Consider the following 18039-nt stretch of genomic DNA (forward strand, 5'->3'; position numbering starts at 1 on the left):
AATCAAAAAGTGTTGGCTTCTACTTACAAAGTAGTCTTTGCATGTGTTATCTTTTTTTGATGAGTTCATTTCTTTTGCCTCTCGTACTTGATCTTTTCTTATAGTATACTCGAAAGAATCAGCAAATAGAAGTTTGAGCCCGTAGGCGACGATTGTCTGTCGAATGACTACTCACTGATCTTCCCTATTCTTTTTTAATCAACGAAAAAAAGATTGAGACAATCATGTTAGTTCTCAGAAATAGTCCAAAACCTAAAAATCCGAAAAACAAATTCTAGATTCATAAAAATATTTCTTGACACTATACACAATTAGCTCAATCTTTATGTCACCACTTAATTATTTTTCTTACGCTTCAGCCAGCTAGCTAAAGCTGTACCTACCGAGCCAAAACCAAGTAATGCGAATGTACTAGCTACTTCGCCAGTTTTCGGTAGATTGCTGTCTCTGCCATTATTTTTTGTTGATGCAACATTTGTCGCTACACTGCCACTACCACCATTTGGAGTCGTGCCGGTTTGATTGTTGCCTGACTGATTGTTGCCAGAAGGAGCGCTGATGTTATTCCCACCATTTCCAGTATTCCCAGTGCCTCCCGACTGTGCTGTAGTAAGCATAATGGGTTCAGACTCTTCCCCTGCTAAAAAGTTGTCGCTCTCATCTGAAATTGCAGTGATCCAATAGGTAGTGTTGGCACTTAATCCTACAAAAACCCCATCTACCGCTGCTACACCATCCGCATAAGCTACTACTCGTGCAAGCGGAGTGGCTTGTGGATCTGTGTCGTAAATCAGGTAGGTCACATCTTGCAGCAATTCTTCCGCATGGTCATGGTACCAGTGCTCGCCTGGTGTATTTGGGGTGTCGTCATGGTGTAGAAGTGCAGTATCCGCAATCGTGATCACTTCATGGGTATTGTATTGTTTTGTTTTGCTAATTCCTCATCTATTCTCAGAAATGCACCGGCTGCTTTCGTGATTGCTTCGACATCAAAGAGATCTGTGACCAGATACTCATGATTCCCAATAGTCGGTAAGCCGGTAACCTCATAGTTGGAAAGGTTAACCGTGCCCCAATCAATGGTCCAGTTCGCTCCTTCGATCGTATTCGTTCCAGCAGCACTATTCGTATATTGGAAGCTTGCTTATTGCCAAATCACCTCATCTCCAGGTGCCACCCCAGTTAACGTCGGCATATCGAAATGATCAATTTCAGTCGTTCCATTGAATGAACGAGCAAAAACTGTCCCTTTTTCTAGAATGATCTCAGCCGGAGTCACTTCAATCATTGCTTTATTCCAATTCTGTCCAGGTTCTAATGTAGTGATACGACTGATTGGTGTAGCAGTCACTTCATAAATCCCAACACTAGAAATTTCCAAGATCAAATCCATACCATCGGCTGAAATGCTTACCCCATCCGCATTTGTCTCAAAAAGATAATCATCTGGATTTCCACCTCGTCCGAATAAAGAAAAGACATCAGTAAGTGGAATCTTTGTTTCTGCTCCACCATATGGCACTTGAAGCGTTTCTCCTAACGCATTGATCGGTAAAGTATCCATCTCGTTACCTAGTCCTAGCTTCGGATAATTTGTCGCAGTATCCCACACCCAAGTACTACCGAAATCCCAACCATTTGATTCATAAGTCGCTTGCGTGCGCAATTCAATGACATCTTTGATCACTTGACCACCAACTGGAACCCCGCCGTATAAAGCTTCAGAGTTATTATAGTAGTAATTATTGATATTCGTTCCACCTAAACCGAAATGATCGACATCGGATTCTCCAGTGACATCCCCCATCCCATAACTGTTTTTGATTGTTAAAGAGCCGGCATTACCGACAAAACTGCCAACAGCTTCAATGCCAGTTACATGTCCTGTACTATAGTTGCGTGCTACTTCAATCGCATATGGATGAATGGCCCCGAACGTTCGTTCTCCCAATAACATCGCCTGTCGCATAGGAATCGACTACTGTACTGTAGAAGTCGTGTCCACCAATCAAACCTCCCACGTTTTCACTTTCCGGGCTGTCAATGTTCCCAGTAGCATACGAGCGGCTGACTTTACCCCAGCTATTCAGACCAATTAGTCCTCCAGTATTGGTTGTATTCGCTGTGACATTTCCTGTGGCATAACTATCTACAACTGTATTTCCATTTACTCCGATCAGCCCCCCAACAGCTTGAGGATACATGTAAGGATTGGCATTAACTGTTATCGTTGCTGAAGAAGATGAGCGCGCAATCGTAGTACCTGCGACAGTATTCGCCATATAACCAACTAGTCCACCAATGTTATTCCCACTTGCTTCAATACTTCCACCAATAACAGTAGAATCAGTGACGGTCGTTGGTCCTTTAGATAGGTCATTGATTTGACCAATCAATCCCCCAACATTATTTCCGTAGAGCCCTCCCACAACCCGAGGATTTTCTAATGTGATCTCGGAAATCTTTGCACCGTCTGTCACACCGAAGAACCCACGATTATGCAGATCCCCAAGTTGTACCCCAGTATTCACTATCATATTACGGATCACTGTTCCAGGTTCAGCTGTAAAACTTCCAGTAAATTTTGTTGCTAAAGTTGTCCCATATCCAACAGGTATCCAATCTGAAGTGAGTGTAATATCATTCATCAATTGGTAATGCGCCGTGAGATCATTTCGCATTTCATTCAATTCAGCTTCAGTGGTGATTTGGAAGGGCGAGGTGAGAGAACCATCACCTGCTCCAGAAAAGTACGATTCAATGATCGTTTCGTTTTGCGCTTCCATTTCTTCCATCACTGTCTGTTGCACTTCAACCAGTTGATCGGTTGTCTCGAGTGTTACATGGTCGTCTTCTTCAGTTACCACCACATGACGATCATCCTCCAGAACCACGACTTCCTCGGAAGACACTTTTTCATTTATGATTTCATCATCAAAGCTTTCTTTTTCTTCGTCTATTGGCTCTTCTTCAATAACTGTATGTCTTACTGGATCAATATCTTCTAGAACGTTTGCAAAAGTCGGTACTGTTTGCGTTAACACCATTGAACTTAAAAATATATTTGCAATAAGTTTTTCTTGTTCAGTTTAATCATAAATATGTCCGCCCTTCGCTCTCTAACCATATTTTAATTTATATACAAATTATCTCATAAAAAATTTGATAAATGAACTTTTTTTACTATCTAAGCAGCACCTATAATTAGAGAACTCCAATTATATTATAACTAAATGTTTTTTTATTTATGATATGAAAGTTCATGTTTACTTCATGAAACTTCTTGTTATTACTTTTTTACCAATAAGGAAACACAAGATATTAAAACATTGTTATGCAAAAAAAATCTTTTTTATTTTCCACTAAAATAAAAGTATGTCCCTCTCTGAATCGAGAGAACTTTCAATATCTTCTTAACGGCTTCCAGTTTAATTACTAATTTGTCGATCTCTTACTTCGTTTCATAGAATGATAATTATAATGTTTCCTAAAAATAGAAAAAACAACCGCCAACTTGCACATTGTAAATTTTACTCCTCATAAAATGATAAGGTTAATCATTGTTAATTCAGGCAATCAAAAGCGAAGGTGTCCGATAACCCCATGAATGATGATTCGATCAATCATAAAACAAATATTTTTTTTGTTATTTTATTTTGATAGTATTTTCGGATCTTTTAACTGACAAAAATAAGAAAAAAAGAAAAACAACCAGAAAATACACGGATGTATTTTCTGATTGCTTTCTTTTTCTTAGCAATTGATTTACGCAGATACAGATAAACAACTAACTATTTTTTAGATATTCAAAATATGAGCCCATTGAAAAGGACGTAATCGCTTAAATTGATAGTGTCATTTTTCTAACTCTAAGTAACTGACCTTTTTGTCTTGATATGAAACAATCCAAACAATGATAGCTTTCGGTATGTTTACCGTTGCTTTAGTTGGTTTGGGTGTTACGATGCTGAAAAATGACAAAGAGAAGTAACCGTCACTTTAGCGAGCCGATGGTTTACTTCTCTTTGAGTTAACTATTACACTTGCCACTAGCTTTTAGCGGTGCTGTCAAAAGGGAACTGTTGACGCAGTTCCTTTTTTCGTTTTTATTATAGCACAACTCCAGCTTCTTCTTCAATTCTGATTCCTGATTCAGTGTATTTTAAGTGAACATACAAATTTTTCAAAAAAACATCCGTGTTTATCTAAAGTTCAAGGACTCTATCTAGGGCGATATGCTATACTTTTTGGGACAGTAAAGTTGAATGACGGTGGCGACTTCAAAAAAGGTGGTGGTGCTTATGGAGATAAGTACTGAAATCGAAGAAAGGAGAAGCCTTTTGTCTGTTGAAACAGCGTTAGGGCTAATGATCAGTTTCGGTTCATTTACCGCTACTTTGATCTTTGGCATCCTAGCCTTGACCAACAAAAATGACAAAAAGAAATAGCCGTCACTTTTTCCCGGAGACGACTATTTCCAACTTAGAATAAAATTCTGTCACCGGGTTTAGCGGTGCTGTCAAAAGGGAACTGTTGACGCAGTTCCTTTTTTCGTTTTTATTATAGCACAACTTCGGCTTCTTCTTCAATTCTGATTGATATATAAGAAGGATTTATGGAGACAACTAATTGGCTGGACCAATAGATTCCGACTTAAAAAATGATTACTCAAAATTTATGACAAGCTTTTTATCCAATCCTTGTGCTAGTTCGATCACTAACTCAATACTAGGATTCATTTCACCTGTTTCAACTCGTGAAATGGTTGATTGAGGTTTCCCAATTTTTTGCGCTAATTGTTTTTGTGTTAATCCAGCACTTTTCCTTAATTCTGCTAGTTTTAACGCAACATCTAATTTATCTTCTTCAATTTCCATTAGATGCACAAATTCTTCACTTTTTTCCGCTCTTTTTTTTATATAATTTTGTACTTGACTCATCATATCCACCTCTCGTTCTTACTTACAAAATTGTCTCGCAACTTTCTACCTTTTTCTAACTCTCGTCTGGAAAGCTTATTTGCTTTCTTTCGAAACCCATGAGTAATAAAATATTCATTCCCTTTTCTTTGAAAATATATCCCTCTTAAAGCATTACTACTTATACTTGCTCGCACTTCATGTAGATTGCTCTCCAGTTTTTTTACCCACTTTTGCCGCATGGCTGTATGTATATCTGTTTTTTCAATTTTATCAATGATTGATAAAATTTTTGCAGCCTCCTTGTCACTCAATGAATCAAGGAAACTTTCAAAATCATCGTCCCACTTAAATTTAGGATGATTCAACTTATTTCCTTGTAATCATATCATTATATAGCGAATTAGCTATATTTTTCTACTATTTGTTAAAAACTTTTTTCTTTAGGCAAATCAAAATTGCATGTTTATTTTTCCCTTCTTTTCATGGTTGATTTATCCTTTACACAATCAATTACGCTAATTAAAGACTATTATTTTAATCTATATTGCTATCCTTAAATCAAAACAAAAAAAAAACGCCTAAAAAGGCGCTTTTGGTAGAAATTTGAAAAACTGAGCTTCTAAAAGTACGAAAACAAAGTTTTTTGATCCTTGAGTTTTACCATCATTTCCGATACATCTTAAACTCTAAGAATAAATCATTATAGATTCCTAAGTATTCTGAACCGAGATTTTCGTAAACTTCAAGATGCGAAATCGTTTCATCAGATGGATAAAATTGTTCATCTTCGGAGATTTCCTTTGGTAACAATGCTTTGGCTGCTTTATTTGGTGTAGAGTAGCCGATATATTCTGCATTTTGAGCGGCATTCTCCGGATCGAGCATGAAGTTGATAAAATCATAGGCGCCTTCTTGGTTTTTAGCTGTTTTTGGCATGACGATGTTATCAAACCAAAGATTTGAGCCTTCTGTTGGGATCACATAATGTAAATGTTCATTTTCATACATCATATCTGCTGCTTCACCTGAGAAAGTCACAGCTGCTGATGCCTCTTCGTTGATCATATACATTTTGATCTCATCTGCAACGATTGCTTTGACATTTGGCGTCATTTTATTCAATTTTTGTGCTGCTTCGTTCAGTTCGGTCATGTCTTTGCTGTTCAAAGAATACCCTAAACTATTCAAAGATAAGCCCATCACTTCTCTTGCTCCATCAATCAACATCAAGCTGTCTTTTAATTCTGGTTTCCAAAGGTCATCCCAATGCTTGATTTCTTCTTCGTCGAACACTTTATCGTTATACACGATACCCAGTGTTCCCCAGAAATAAGGAATCGAATATTTATTATCAGGATCGAAATCCAAATCCAAGAAGCGATCATCAATATTGTTCAGGCCTTTGATCTTACTATGATCTAAAGGCATGACAAGTTTTTCTTCAATCATTTTTTGGATCATGTATTCACTAGGAATAGCAATATCATAATTGGTTCCGCCCTGTTGGATCTTGGTAAACATGGCTTCATTCGAGTCAAATGTTTCGTAATTGACTTTATAACCGGATTCTTGTTCAAACTTCGTGATCAAACTAGGATCGATGTAGTCTCCCCAGTTATAAATGGTCACGATTTTCGCTCCACTCATTCCGCTCGCTTTTTCTAATTGTCTAACACTGACAAGCAATACACCAATGATCAAGATAATACCGATCAGCAAAGATTGTAATTTTTTCATCGTAAACGAGCCACCTCCTCACGGTTGCGGCGATTTTTTTTCAATCGTTTTGGTCGGTTTTCTTTACTGATAAAGTAGTAGCCGATCACTAACACCATCGAGAACAGGAAGACAAGTGCGCTCAACGCATTGATCTCTAAGCTGATTCCTTGTCGTGCTCTTGAATAGATCTCAACGGATAAAGTAGTAAAGCCGTTTCCTGTTACAAAGAAAGTGACCGCAAAATCATCTAAAGAGTATGTGAACGCCATGAAATAACCGGCAATGATTCCTGGAGATAAAAACGGTAAAATGATATTTTTTACGACTTGGAAATTATTCGCTCCTAAATCTCTCGCAGCATCCACCATCGAATCGTTCATTTCTTGCAATTTTGGTAAGACCATTAAAACAACGATAGGGATACTAAAAGCGATATGGGAAAGCAAGACACTCTGAAAGCCTAACCCAAAGCCGATTAGCGTAAAGAAAATCAAAAAACTCGCACCGATGATCACATCGGGAGAAACAAGTAAAATATTGTTCATGCTCAATAGCGCCGTTCGTGCTTGACGTTTTTTCGTGTAATAGATCCCCATCGCGCCAAATGTCCCGATGATCGTTGCAATCAAAGCCGATAAGAACGCCAGCATAAATGTATTCAATACGATGATGATCAGTCGTGTATCCTCAAATACCGCTTGATAATTCTCCCAAGTAAAGCCGGTAAAGCTGTTCATCGTTCCGCCTTCATTGAAGGAATAAAAAATCAAATAAAAAATCGGTAAATACAATAATAGAAAGACAACTGTTAGATAGAGATACGACCATTTGAATTTTTTTCTCATGAGCGACCTCCTTTTTTCTTCTCACCAGTTAGTAACATCACAACGAACATAGCGATGATCAAAATCACGCCGATCGTTGAACCCATGCCCCAATTTTGCGTCACTAAGAAATGCTGTTCGATCGCTGTACCTAGCGTGATCACTCGATTTCCACCAATCAAACGTGTCAACATAAAAAGTGATAGTGAGGGAATGAAAACTGCTTGTACCCCACTTTTCACGCCGTTCAATGACAAAGGAAAAATCACTCGGCGAAATGTTTCAAAATTACTTGCTCCTAGATCTTTACTAGCACTCAATAATGAAGGATTCATTTCTTCTAAAGCATTAAAAATCGGCATGATCATGAAAGGAATCTCGATATATGTCGCTACGAATAAGAAGCTAAAATCAGTAAATAAAATCTGTTGTGGGCCAATGCCGACAAACTCGAAAAAGTGGTTGACACTTCCATGGATACTGAAAATCCCGATAAAGGCATATGCCTTCAACAATAAATTGACCCATGTCGGTAAAATGATCAACATCAACCATAATTGCTTATGTTTCAATTTCGTTAAAAAATAAGCTGTTGGATAGCTGATCAACAATGTGAATAATGTAATCAAGAACGCATACCATACCGAATTGATCGTCATGGCGATGTAAGTTCCTGAAGTAAAGTACGCAGCATAATTGCTTAATGTAAACTGACCACTCATATCAAAAAAAGATTGATAGATGATCATCAAAACAGGCGCAATCACAAATAATCCAAGCCACAAAACATAAGGGATGGAATAGATCCTACGCATTGTTCTCATATTCTCTCCCCCTATTCTTCGTAGCTTTCCAAACGTGCATCGAAGTCTTCTTCTGACTCATTGAAACGCATAACGTGGATGTCTTCTGGTTCAAAGGCTAAGCCGACTTGACTCCCTTCGCGCGCTTTTTTCGTTGAGTGGACCATCCATTCATTTTGTTGCTCATCATAGCAAATGATCTCATAATGGACACCACGAAATAGCTGAGTGTCAACTGTCACGACTAATTTCCCTTTATCCGGTGTTGTGATCGTTAAATCCTCTGGACGAAGTACGACTTCAACTGGTTCATTGACGCGCATCCCACCATCGACACACTCAAATTGTTTGCCAACAAACTCAACCAAGTTATCTTCAATCATCACGCCATTGACGATATTGCTTTCACCAACAAAATCTGCCACAAAATGATTGATTGGTTCATCATAAATATCCACAGGAGTACCACTTTGGACGATTTTCCCTTTGTTCATCACAAAAATCTCATCACTCATTGCTAACGCTTCTTCTTGATCATGCGTCACAAAAATAAAGGTGATCCCTAAACGTTGTTGTAGTTCGCGCAACTCATATTGCATATCAGTACGTAACTTTAGATCCAAGGCTGATAACGGTTCATCCAATAACAAGACTTTCGGCTCATTGACGATAGCTCGCGCGATGGCCACCCGTTGGCGTTGTCCCCCTGACATCTCGCTGATCTCCCGCGTTTCATATCCAGGTAATTGCACCATACGTAATGCGTCTTTGACTTTTTTTTCGATTTCTGATTTAGGCATTTTTTTGATTTTCAATCCAAATGCAACATTATCAAATACATTCATATGAGGAAATAAGGCGTAATCTTGGAAAACCGTATTGACTTGGCGCTTATTTGCCGGTAGATCGTTTAGGCGCTTTCCTTCAAAATAAATATCTCCTTCGGTTGCTTCCGTAAATCCTGCAATGATTCGTAAAATCGTTGTTTTCCCACAACCAGAAGGCCCCAACAATGTATAAAATTTCCCTTGTTCGATCTCAAAACTGACATTCTTCAAAATTGTTTCATCATCATAGCTTTTTACGACCTGATCGAATGATATGATTGGTTTTCCCACTTTTTCTGCCCCCTATATTACAAGTATGATTCGGTTGCGACGATCAATACCTTAGTTTGTTTGTTTTGATGATTGCGTAATTGATGATGTGTCGTTGCCTGATAGTACATCGATTGACCTTTTTTTGCTACATACTCTCGCTCACCCAAGCTTAGCGCGATCTCCCCTTCTAAGACAAAGATAAATGTCTCTGAGAGTGAAGGTTCAAAGGTTTTATATTCACCAGCTGTATCGAATGTCAATAAAACTGGTTCCATTTCTTTTTCGTTGGAATCTGTCACTAACCATTCCAGTTCATAACCATTTTCCTCATCATAATAGACCGTTCGATCTTCTTTCGTATAAACGATTTGAAGGTTAGGTGTTTCTTGATGAAAAAAAGCTTCTGGGGTAACTCCTAATACTTCAAGGATTGAGAAAAATGTTTCCATCGATGGCGAACTTAAATCCCGCTCAAGTTGTGAGATATAGCCCTTTGATAAATCTGTCCGCTCCCCTAATTCTTCTTGTGTCAAGTTTTTTTGGATACGCAGATTTCGTAACTTCTCACCAATTTCCATTTGTCACTGTCCCCCTATGCGAAGTTTTCTAATAGTAAACTCCAAGTTTACTACCACCTGTATTAGTATACAAATTTCCGCTGAAAAAACAACCCTTTTGCTTGAATTTCCTTTGTACTTTTTCGGTTATCTCGACTTTTTTTTAGAAGAAATTAATCAGCAAACTACTAGAAAATGAAACGCTTTATGGTATGATTAAGGAAAATTTCGAAAGGAGTATCTTCTATCTAATGAATACATTCAAACAGTTTCAAGTAAACAACGAGCCTACTTTTCATACAAGCATCGTTGACAAAGAATTTCCTGAGCTGACTAATAATGAAGTTTGGGTAAAAATCGCTTACTCAGATGTCAATTATAAAGATGCGTTAGCTTGTAGTGAACATGGCCAAGTGATTCGTCATTATCCAATGACTCCCGGAATTGATTTTTCTGGTGTCGTCATGAAAAGCTTGGACAAACGATTTCAACCAGGAGATCAAGTTCTAGCAACCGGCTATGGGTTGGGTGTTAGTCAACCTGGTGGCTATAGCGATTACCAGAAAGTAACTGGAGATTGGCTCATCCCTCTTCCAGAAACGATGACCCTACGTCAGGCAATGGTTTTAGGCACCGCTGGTTTGACTGCTGCACTTTGCGTGAATGCTTTACTTACCCAAGGAATGAAAGCAGAGGACAAAGTGATCGTCACTGGTGCCTCTGGCGGAGTTGGTAGTGTGGCAATTGCCATGTTGCATAAAATGGGCTTTCAGCAAATCACCGCATTTTCTCGTAAAGAAGAAGCAAAGACTTGGCTACAGAAACTAGGGGCGACTCAAGTCGTTCATCCAGAAGCCTTTCTACCAGAAAAAAATAAACCGTTAGATAAACAACAAGTCGATTATGTGATCGATACTGTTGGGGGCGAACAGCTCACACGATTATTGCCTTTGATTGCTTATGATGGCGCAGCTGCTCTCTGTGGCAATGCGGGGGGCATCAAATTGACAACAACAGTGTTACCTTTTATTTTACGTAATATCCAGTTGATCGGTATCGATTCAGTCAATGTCCCACATGAGAAACGCTTGAATATCTGGCAACAACTAGCAGACCTATCTGTAACAGATCATTTAGTCGTCAATGAGATCACCTTAGATCAATTGGAAGAAACGACCCAAAAAATCCTTGATGGGACACACCAAGGAAGAACACTTGTCACTGTAGGTGAAACAATATGAAGGTATTGATCACAGCCGGTGGCACAAGCGAACGAATCGACCAAGTCCGCTCGATCACAAACCATTCGACTGGACGATTAGGTCAAGCCATCGCAGAAGTCTTTCTGGCTCACGAGACGGTGAGAATCGACTACGTGACGACACGTTCTGCTGTAAAGCCTACTGCTTCTGAGCATTTGAAGATCCATCTCATCGAATCTACTCAAGACTTATTGACTACATTAGAACGATTGATGCAAGAAAATACCTATGATGCCATTATCCATAGCATGGCAGTTAGTGATTTCACACCGGCTTTCAGTCTTTCTGAACAACAGTTTGCTGAGCGCTTGAGTAAAGAGGCATTGACCCCTGATTCACTGCCGGCATGGTTTGCAGAAACAGAACGAACCGCTAGTAAAGAAGCCAAGATTTCATCTGATACGGACTATCTCTTTTTGACATTGAAGAAAACACCAAAGATTATTCGTTCTTTACGCCAATGGCAACCAAATGCTGTCATCGTTGGTTTTAAATTATTAGTCGATGTCTCGAAAGAACACTTATTGGAAGTAGCTAAAAATAGCTTGATCACCAATCAAACCGACTATATTTTAGCAAATGACTTGACCCAAGTCAGTGAAACACAACATCATGGATACTTATTATCAAAAAATGGAGAGGTCATAGAAGCCGATACCAAGCAAGAGATTGCAAAATGTATCGTCACTGCGATTTTAAAATAAGGAGGAATTCACGATGAAAAAAATCCTATTAGGCGTATCGGGCAGTATCTCTGCTTATAAAAGTGCAGATATCACAAATCAACTAGTCAAACTCGGTTATCAAGTCGATGTCATCATGACAAAAAGTAGTACCAAATTTATTACACCTTTAACATTGCAATCCCTTTCAAAACGTGCTGTCCATACAGACGTTATGCAAGAAAACGATCCTTCAGTGATCAACCATATCGAGCTAGCCAAACAAGCAGACTTGTTTTTGATTGCACCAGCCACTGCAAATATTATCGGCAAGTTAGCGAATGGTCTAGCGGATGATCTCTTATCGACTGTTGCCATGGCACTTTTACCGGAAACACCAAAATTGATTGCACCGGCGATGAATACTAATATGTACCAACATCCGATCAATCAAAGAAATTTAATGACGCTAAAAGAAATCGGTTATCAAGAGATTGAACCTAGAGAATCCCTCTTAGCTTGTGGCGATTACGGAAAAGGTGCTTTAGCGGATAACCAAATCATTATCGACCAAGTCACACTTCTGCTGAATCAGAGGTCGGTCTAGTATTTAAGGAGTTATGATGAAAAATACCAAAAACTTTACTTTAACTGCTATGTTTTTAGCAATTATGATCTTACTCGCTGTCACGCCTCTCGGATTTATTCCGATTGGGCCGATCAACGCAACAACGATGCATATCCCTGTCATCGTCGCTTCAATTATTTTAGGTCCTCGGCTAGGTGCCTTTCTCGGTGGCACATTTGGTTTGATCAGTCTGATTCGCAGTACGTTCATACCAACACCGTTGTCTTTTGTTTTCTCACCGTTTATTCCGGTGATCGGCACAGATCAAGGAAGCTGGAAAGCCTTGATCATTGCCTTGATACCTAGAATCCTGATCGGTGTTGTTCCTTATTTCGTATATAAAGGAATACAGCGATTGACAAAAAACAAAGTTAGTCCGCTCTCATTGTTTCTCGCAGGGATCGCTGGTTCTCTGACCAATACGATCTTAGTGATGAACTTGATCTATTTTCTATTCCAACAAGATTATGCACAGGTTCTTGGGACAAATATCAATGCAGTCTATTCAGCAGTTTTAGCGGTCATCTTTACTAGTGGCGTACCAGAAGCAATCGTCGCTGGTTTAGTCACAGCTGCGGTATCTACCGTTTTACTACGAATGTTTCGTTAATGATCGGATTAAAAAACCAAAAAAGAGTGATGCGGTATGTTAGCTCTTTTTTGGTTTTTTTGTTGATAAGTGTTTAGTCCTGAATTTTTTATCTTTTGGTGTTACCATGATTGATACAGATATGTAGCGAAAGGATGAAGAAAATGAATATTTTTGTAGTAGGAGCAAACGGACAAATTGGGCGTCATTTGATCCAAAAACTCGGAACAACCGAACATCAAGTTTACGCGGGTGTGCGAGATGTTGCCAACCAAGCGATTTATGATGAAGAAAATATCGCTTATGTTCCCTTTGATTTAACTTGGTCTTCAGAAAAAATGGCGGAAGCCTTTCAAGAGAGTGAACTCGTCATCTTTGCTGCTGGTTCTCAAGGAAAAAATCTTTTACAAGTTGATTTAGACGGCGCAATCAAAACAATGATTGCAGCAGAGCAAGCAAATATCTCTCGTTATTTGATGATCAGTGCAGCTTTTGCGGATAACCGTGAGAAATGGCCTGAGTCAATGACTGATTATTATATTACCAAATATTATGCAGACGAATGGTTGAAAAATCAGACATCATTAGATTATGTCATACTACAACCTGTAGCTTTGACGAACGACGAGGAGGTCACTTCGATCCAATTGACCAAACCAGACGAAAAACCAGCTCAATCGATTACAAGAAAAACGGTAGCAGAAGTTTTAGCAGCGTTAGTGGATCAACCAAACATTTCAAAAACAACTGTTGTTCTATCTGAAGGATCAGCTACAGTATCGGATGCCATCAAACAACTTGTTGAGGAGGCTTGATCATGCGTGGAATCTCTATGAAACATCCCGGTTCAGCAGACGTTTTGACTGAAGTGGATGTCCCTAGACCTATTCCAAAAGCTGGGGAGTTATTGTTAAAAGTCCACACCGCTGCGGTCAATCGTACGGATATCATGCGTCGCGAAAATACTGCACTTCAAGCGCCTTACCCGATCTTAGGTGTAGAGGTTGCTGGTGAAGTCATTGAAAACGCAAGTGACCGTTCTGAGTTTTCAACTGGAACAAGAGTCTATGGTCTAGTGAATTTAGGTGGCTATGCAGAATATGCCGTAATCCCAGCAGATCGAGCAATCCTCTTGCCCGATTCCCTTGACTACGTATCAGCCGCTGGTATCGCTGAAGTTTTCTTGACTGCCTATCAAACCTTGTATTGGTTAGGAAAACTCCAAAAAAATGAGACTGTCTTGATTCATGCTGGTGCAAGTGGCGTTGGTACTGCAGCGATCCAATTAGCCAAACAATATTCGCAAGCACGCATCATCGTTACCGCAGGTTCAGCTGAAAAGTTAGCCTTTTGCCAAGAATTAGGCGCAGATGAAGTAATCAACTATAAAACGCAAGATTTCGCGGAGGAAGTAAAAAAGATAACTGATGGGCATGGCGTTGATGTCATCTTAGATTTCATCGGTGCTTCTTATTGGGAAAAAAATCTGGCATCGATTGCTGTAGATGGTCGCTGGGTCTTGATTGGCACACTAGGAGGCACAACAGTCGAGTCTCTTGATTTAAGCGTTTTGCTGCAAAAAAGAATCCAATTGATTGGTACGCTATTGACACCAAGAAGTGATGAATACAAAGCAAAACTGACTCAAGAGTTTATGAAAAACATCGATCCTTATTTTGAAACCGGAGCGATCCGTCCAATCATTGATCGAACCTTTCCATTATCAGAAGCAAAAGAAGCCCATGAATATATGGAAGCCAACAAAAACGTTGGAAAAATCATTTTGACAGTCAGTGAAACTTAAAAAGAGAACCTAGGGCATGCGCCTTAGGTTCTCTTTTTATATCATTTCTATTATTGTGCAGAGACAAATTTTGCTGCTTGTTGTCCTGCTTGACGTCCAAAAATAATGATTTCCGCTACAGAGTTTCCGCCGATGCGGTTTTCACCGTGTAAGCCACCAGTGACTTCACCTGCTGCGTAAAGTCCAGTGATCGGTTGTCCGTCTTTATCCACAACTTCTGTGTTCGTATTGATTTTGATTCCACCCATCGTATAGTGGATACCAGGTGCGATTTTGATCGCATAGTAGTTTGGTTTAGACAGATCATGCTCCATGGCTGTCGTACGACCAAATGCTGTATCGTCTTGATTGGCAACTTCTTCGTTCCAAGTTGTTACTGTTTGTGCTAATGTTTCTGCTGGTAAGTTGATTTTCTCTGCCAATTCTTCAATCGTCTCACCTGCAGTTACATAACCTTTTTCATCATAAAACTCAATTGCTGTTGCGCGATCGCGTACCCCTTGGTCAAAAATCAAATAAGCAGATTTTTCTGGCAATGCAGTGATTGCATCTGATACTTTGTCTCGTGTATTCATTTCGTTGACGAAACGCTCGCCATCTTGATCGACTAAGATCGCTCCTTCACCACGTACCACTTCTCCGATCAAGAATCCTTCATCTTGTTGAACCGTTGGATGGATCTGGATCTTATCCATATCGACCGTTTGACCGCCTAATTTTTCAATCATCTTGATACCATCGCCTGTTGATCCCACTTGATTCGTCGTTACATATCCTTCCAGATCTGGACGGTAAGTTTGGATGTATTGCTCACTCGCACCGAATCCACCAGTTGTAACAACTACAGCCTTACCAGTGATTTCTTTTGGTTCTTCCCCTTGGACTTGGACTGTTACTTGGTTAACTGTATCTCCCGTTTTTTGGATATCTGTCACTTCAGTATTTACAAAAATCGGGATTTGGCGTTCGTGGACATTTCGTAATAACCCATCGACTAAATAGCCACCAATAGCAGAACCATCAGAAGGGCGATGTGTTCGTCTTTCGCTCATTCCACCAGTGATCGTCAAGTTATCTAATTTAATGCCATTTTCATCTAACCACTCGATTGCAGCAGCCGAATGATCGACAAAATAGCGTAACATTTCTTTATCATTTGTGCCATTCGCACCTGCTAATGTTTCTTCATAAAAGGCGTCGTTCGAATCAGTGATACCTTCTTCTTCTTGGAATTTTGTTTCAGATGCGTTCATTCCACTTGAAGATTTTAATGTATTTCCACCAGCAACTGGCATTTTTTCAAAAATGACTGGATTCAAGCCTGCATCTTTTGCTTCGATTGCAGCTGCCATACCAGCTCCTCCTCCGCCGACGATGATCAAATCATATTCTTCTTTCATATCAGCTGGATTTGTGTAAGTTTGAGCAGACGCTCCGGATGATACTTCTGTTGATTCTTTTGTGGAAGAGCTACTGGATGCAGATTCTTTTTCATCAGGCGTACAGGCACCTAAGGCAAAAATTGCTGTAACTGTCAGTAACCCTTTAATTGTTTTCTTCATAGTTGTCCTCCTAAAATTTAACACTTACCCCATCATAAGTGATAGCATTCACAAATTCAACCAACAATTTACATTTTCCGTACTACTGGTATCTCACTCTTTTATAAATAACCATTAATATTCCAAATTTTTCAAGTTTTCGTTAGTAACTATCGAAAAACAGTCGAGTTTCTTGAATAAATAGTCAGGCAAAAAAAAATTTTTTTTTTGATCCAAACAGAAGATTTGGGCTTTTTTCATTAGACAAGTATAATCGATATGAAACACGAAGGAGTTCATTTATGAAATTTATCAAACATTTTTTTTCAAAAGGGAGTAAGTCTGCTGGGAAGGTCACTCATGCGATTTACATCATTTTACGTATCATTGTGGTGGTCATGCTCGTCGACCAATTGATCGACCGGAACATGGGGAATATCATGCTCTTATTATTAACTTTATTATTGTTTGAAATCCCCTATTTACTAGAAAAATTACTAAAGATCCAAATCCCTAACACACTGGAAATCATCATCTTATCCTTTATTTTCAGTGCCACTGTCTTGGGTGAATTAAGTGACTTTTATGGCTACTTTTCACTATGGGACACAGCGTTACACGCACTAAGCGGCTTCCTAGCAGGTGGTGTCGGTTTTTCTCTTGTCTATCTTTTGAACAAAAACACGAAAACAATGAATCTGACGCCATTACTAGTCGCTCTAGTCTCTTTCTGTTTTTCCATGACCGTAGGGGTTTTTTGGGAATTTATCGAATTCTCTGCGGATCAAGTCTTGCAGATGGACATGCAAAAAGATAACTATGTTGATCAGATCAACAGTGTCAAATTAAGTGAGGATGGCAACACCGTATATAAGATCAAAGATATCCAACAAACAACCGTCACATATAAAGATGAGCATGGCAAAACCAAAGAGTATGTCATGGCAGATGGGTACTTGGACATCGGGATCTTAGATACGATGAAAGATTTATTCGTCAATTTTATCGGAGCCCTTGTCTTCAGCGTTTTCGGCTATCTTTATACACGAAACGATTATCGGAAATTTACGTTCATCCGGAACTTCATCCCTAGAAAAAAAGGTGTGACCACACGGATGGATACTGCTGGAAACAAAAAAGAGTAGCTGGAGAAAAAGTAAATTTGATTTTAGTTTTTGACCTCAAGCCCAAATAACCGGCTGAACCATAAGCGATAATAGTCAGAAAAAAGGTGAAATCCACAGAAATTCAAAGAGTAATTTTTGGGGATTACACCTTATTTCTCGTGACCAAACACTTCTGTCCCACCTTTTTTTGTTTTGTAGGATCAATAGCCATGACCTTTTGAAGTTCTGTTTTTTTGTCTGTTGTAAACCAGTCACAAAAACAATGATTGACATATTTATCTAATGAATGGCCTAAATCATTCGAACGATCAGGATAAATTGCTAGATTTGGCAGAAATACCTGCTTGGAATCCTAATAAGCTATTTTACGCTGGAAATGGACAAGTAATGAACGTGAGGTTCTTTTCCATGCGAAATTTTTGTAGTATTTTAGCAAAACACCTTGCATTTTTTGGTGATTCAACTATCTCGAGTATCTAATTGACTCTTATAACTAAATCA

At 39.1% G+C, this 18039-nt stretch carries 19 protein-coding genes and 1 pseudogene; 9 read left to right on the forward strand and 11 right to left on the reverse strand.

The annotated features are described in order from the left end of the window. Positions 1–335: 335 nt before the first annotated feature. The 3 genes from IGJ95_RS10520 to IGJ95_RS10530 all read right to left on the reverse strand — a co-directional run bounded on the left by IGJ95_RS10520 (position 336) and on the right by IGJ95_RS10530 (position 3044). Positions 336–905: an LPXTG cell wall anchor domain-containing protein gene (locus IGJ95_RS10520; RefSeq protein ID WP_010734788.1), complete on the reverse strand. Its 570-nt coding sequence runs from the start codon at positions 903–905 to the stop codon at positions 336–338. Positions 906–1144: 239 nt separating this feature from the next. Further along, the gene (locus IGJ95_RS10525; RefSeq protein WP_375148501.1) at positions 1145–1951 is read right to left on the reverse strand and encodes a hypothetical protein; all 807 of its coding nucleotides are present in this window, start codon (positions 1949–1951) and stop codon (positions 1145–1147) included. Beyond that, on the reverse strand, positions 1908–3044 hold the full coding sequence (locus tag IGJ95_RS10530; RefSeq protein WP_194179471.1) for a GLUG motif-containing protein: 1137 nt from the start codon (positions 3042–3044) through the stop codon (positions 1908–1910). Before IGJ95_RS10530 ends, IGJ95_RS10525 begins: the two co-directional genes overlap by 44 nt. A gap of 851 nt (positions 3045–3895) precedes the next feature. Here IGJ95_RS10530 and IGJ95_RS10535 point away from each other — a divergent pair. Both IGJ95_RS10535 and IGJ95_RS10540 read left to right on the forward strand, forming a co-directional pair. After that, positions 3896–3991, forward strand: a pseudogene (locus IGJ95_RS10535) (putative holin-like toxin); the annotation flags it as partial. Positions 3992–4301: 310 nt separating this feature from the next. Next, entirely contained in the window at positions 4302–4448 is a 147-nt protein-coding gene (locus IGJ95_RS10540) for a putative holin-like toxin (protein WP_010734785.1), read from the forward strand. 216 nt (positions 4449–4664) lie between these two features. Here the strand turns inward: IGJ95_RS10540 and IGJ95_RS10545 are convergent, their stop codons facing one another. From IGJ95_RS10545 to IGJ95_RS10575, 7 genes are all read right to left on the reverse strand, one after another. Next, positions 4665–4940, reverse strand: a complete 276-nt coding sequence (locus IGJ95_RS10545; RefSeq protein ID WP_077151091.1) for a helix-turn-helix domain-containing protein — start codon at positions 4938–4940, stop codon at positions 4665–4667. Beyond that, positions 4940–5287: a type II toxin-antitoxin system RelE/ParE family toxin gene (locus tag IGJ95_RS10550; protein WP_153830269.1), complete on the reverse strand. Its 348-nt coding sequence runs from the start codon at positions 5285–5287 to the stop codon at positions 4940–4942. Before IGJ95_RS10550 ends, IGJ95_RS10545 begins: the two co-directional genes overlap by 1 nt. Positions 5288–5585: 298 nt before the next feature. Beyond that, complete coding sequence (locus IGJ95_RS10555) at positions 5586–6659, reverse strand: ABC transporter substrate-binding protein (RefSeq protein ID WP_023520096.1); 1074 nt, start codon at positions 6657–6659, stop codon at positions 5586–5588. Beyond that, positions 6656–7486 carry an ABC transporter permease gene (locus IGJ95_RS10560; protein WP_019723762.1) on the reverse strand — a complete coding sequence of 277 codons (831 nt, stop codon included), beginning with the start codon at positions 7484–7486 and terminating at the stop codon, positions 6656–6658. Before IGJ95_RS10560 ends, IGJ95_RS10555 begins: the two co-directional genes overlap by 4 nt. Continuing rightward, on the reverse strand, positions 7483–8289 hold the full coding sequence (locus tag IGJ95_RS10565) for an ABC transporter permease (RefSeq protein WP_019723761.1): 807 nt from the start codon (positions 8287–8289) through the stop codon (positions 7483–7485). The genes IGJ95_RS10560 and IGJ95_RS10565 overlap by 4 nt, the downstream gene beginning before the upstream one ends. An 11-nt stretch (positions 8290–8300) precedes the next feature. Continuing rightward, the gene (locus tag IGJ95_RS10570; protein ID WP_010734779.1) at positions 8301–9386 is read right to left on the reverse strand and encodes an ABC transporter ATP-binding protein; all 1086 of its coding nucleotides are present in this window, start codon (positions 9384–9386) and stop codon (positions 8301–8303) included. Positions 9387–9403: 17 nt separating this feature from the next. Further along, positions 9404–9946, reverse strand: coding sequence for a helix-turn-helix domain-containing protein (locus IGJ95_RS10575; RefSeq protein WP_019723760.1), 543 nt, complete (start codon positions 9944–9946; stop codon positions 9404–9406). A 230-nt stretch (positions 9947–10176) separates the two neighbouring features. On the opposite strand from IGJ95_RS10575, the gene IGJ95_RS10580 reads away from it, so the two are divergent. The 6 genes from IGJ95_RS10580 (at position 10177) to IGJ95_RS10605 (ending at position 14870) form a co-directional block, all read left to right on the forward strand. Next, complete coding sequence (locus tag IGJ95_RS10580) at positions 10177–11166, forward strand: acrylyl-CoA reductase family protein (protein WP_062804846.1); 990 nt, start codon at positions 10177–10179, stop codon at positions 11164–11166. After that, on the forward strand, positions 11163–11891 hold the full coding sequence (locus tag IGJ95_RS10585; RefSeq protein ID WP_137072688.1) for a phosphopantothenate--cysteine ligase: 729 nt from the start codon (positions 11163–11165) through the stop codon (positions 11889–11891). Before IGJ95_RS10580 ends, IGJ95_RS10585 begins: the two co-directional genes overlap by 4 nt. A gap of 13 nt (positions 11892–11904) precedes the next feature. Next, the gene (gene coaC / locus IGJ95_RS10590) at positions 11905–12456 is read left to right on the forward strand and encodes a phosphopantothenoylcysteine decarboxylase (RefSeq protein WP_010734775.1); all 552 of its coding nucleotides are present in this window, start codon (positions 11905–11907) and stop codon (positions 12454–12456) included. A gap of 16 nt (positions 12457–12472) precedes the next feature. Continuing rightward, positions 12473–13087, forward strand: coding sequence for an ECF transporter S component (locus tag IGJ95_RS10595; protein WP_153830270.1), 615 nt, complete (start codon positions 12473–12475; stop codon positions 13085–13087). 143 nt (positions 13088–13230) lie between these two features. Next, entirely contained in the window at positions 13231–13881 is a 651-nt protein-coding gene (locus IGJ95_RS10600) for an NAD(P)-binding oxidoreductase (protein ID WP_010734773.1), read from the forward strand. A 2-nt stretch (positions 13882–13883) separates the two neighbouring features. Then, entirely contained in the window at positions 13884–14870 is a 987-nt protein-coding gene (locus IGJ95_RS10605; protein ID WP_010734772.1) for an NAD(P)H-quinone oxidoreductase, read from the forward strand. Between the two features lie 50 nt (positions 14871–14920). On the opposite strand, the gene IGJ95_RS10610 is transcribed toward IGJ95_RS10605, so the two are convergent. Beyond that, positions 14921–16432 carry a flavocytochrome c gene (locus IGJ95_RS10610; RefSeq protein ID WP_137072690.1) on the reverse strand — a complete coding sequence of 504 codons (1512 nt, stop codon included), beginning with the start codon at positions 16430–16432 and terminating at the stop codon, positions 14921–14923. A gap of 281 nt (positions 16433–16713) precedes the next feature. Between IGJ95_RS10610 and IGJ95_RS10615 the strand changes: the two genes are divergently transcribed. After that, positions 16714–17556, forward strand: coding sequence for a hypothetical protein (locus IGJ95_RS10615; protein ID WP_023520102.1), 843 nt, complete (start codon positions 16714–16716; stop codon positions 17554–17556). Positions 17557–18039: the final 483 nt, after the last annotated feature.

Source organism: Enterococcus sp. AZ156, from assembly GCF_051714165.1.
Classification (GTDB): Bacteria; Bacillota; Bacilli; order Lactobacillales; family Enterococcaceae; genus Enterococcus_B; species Enterococcus_B pernyi.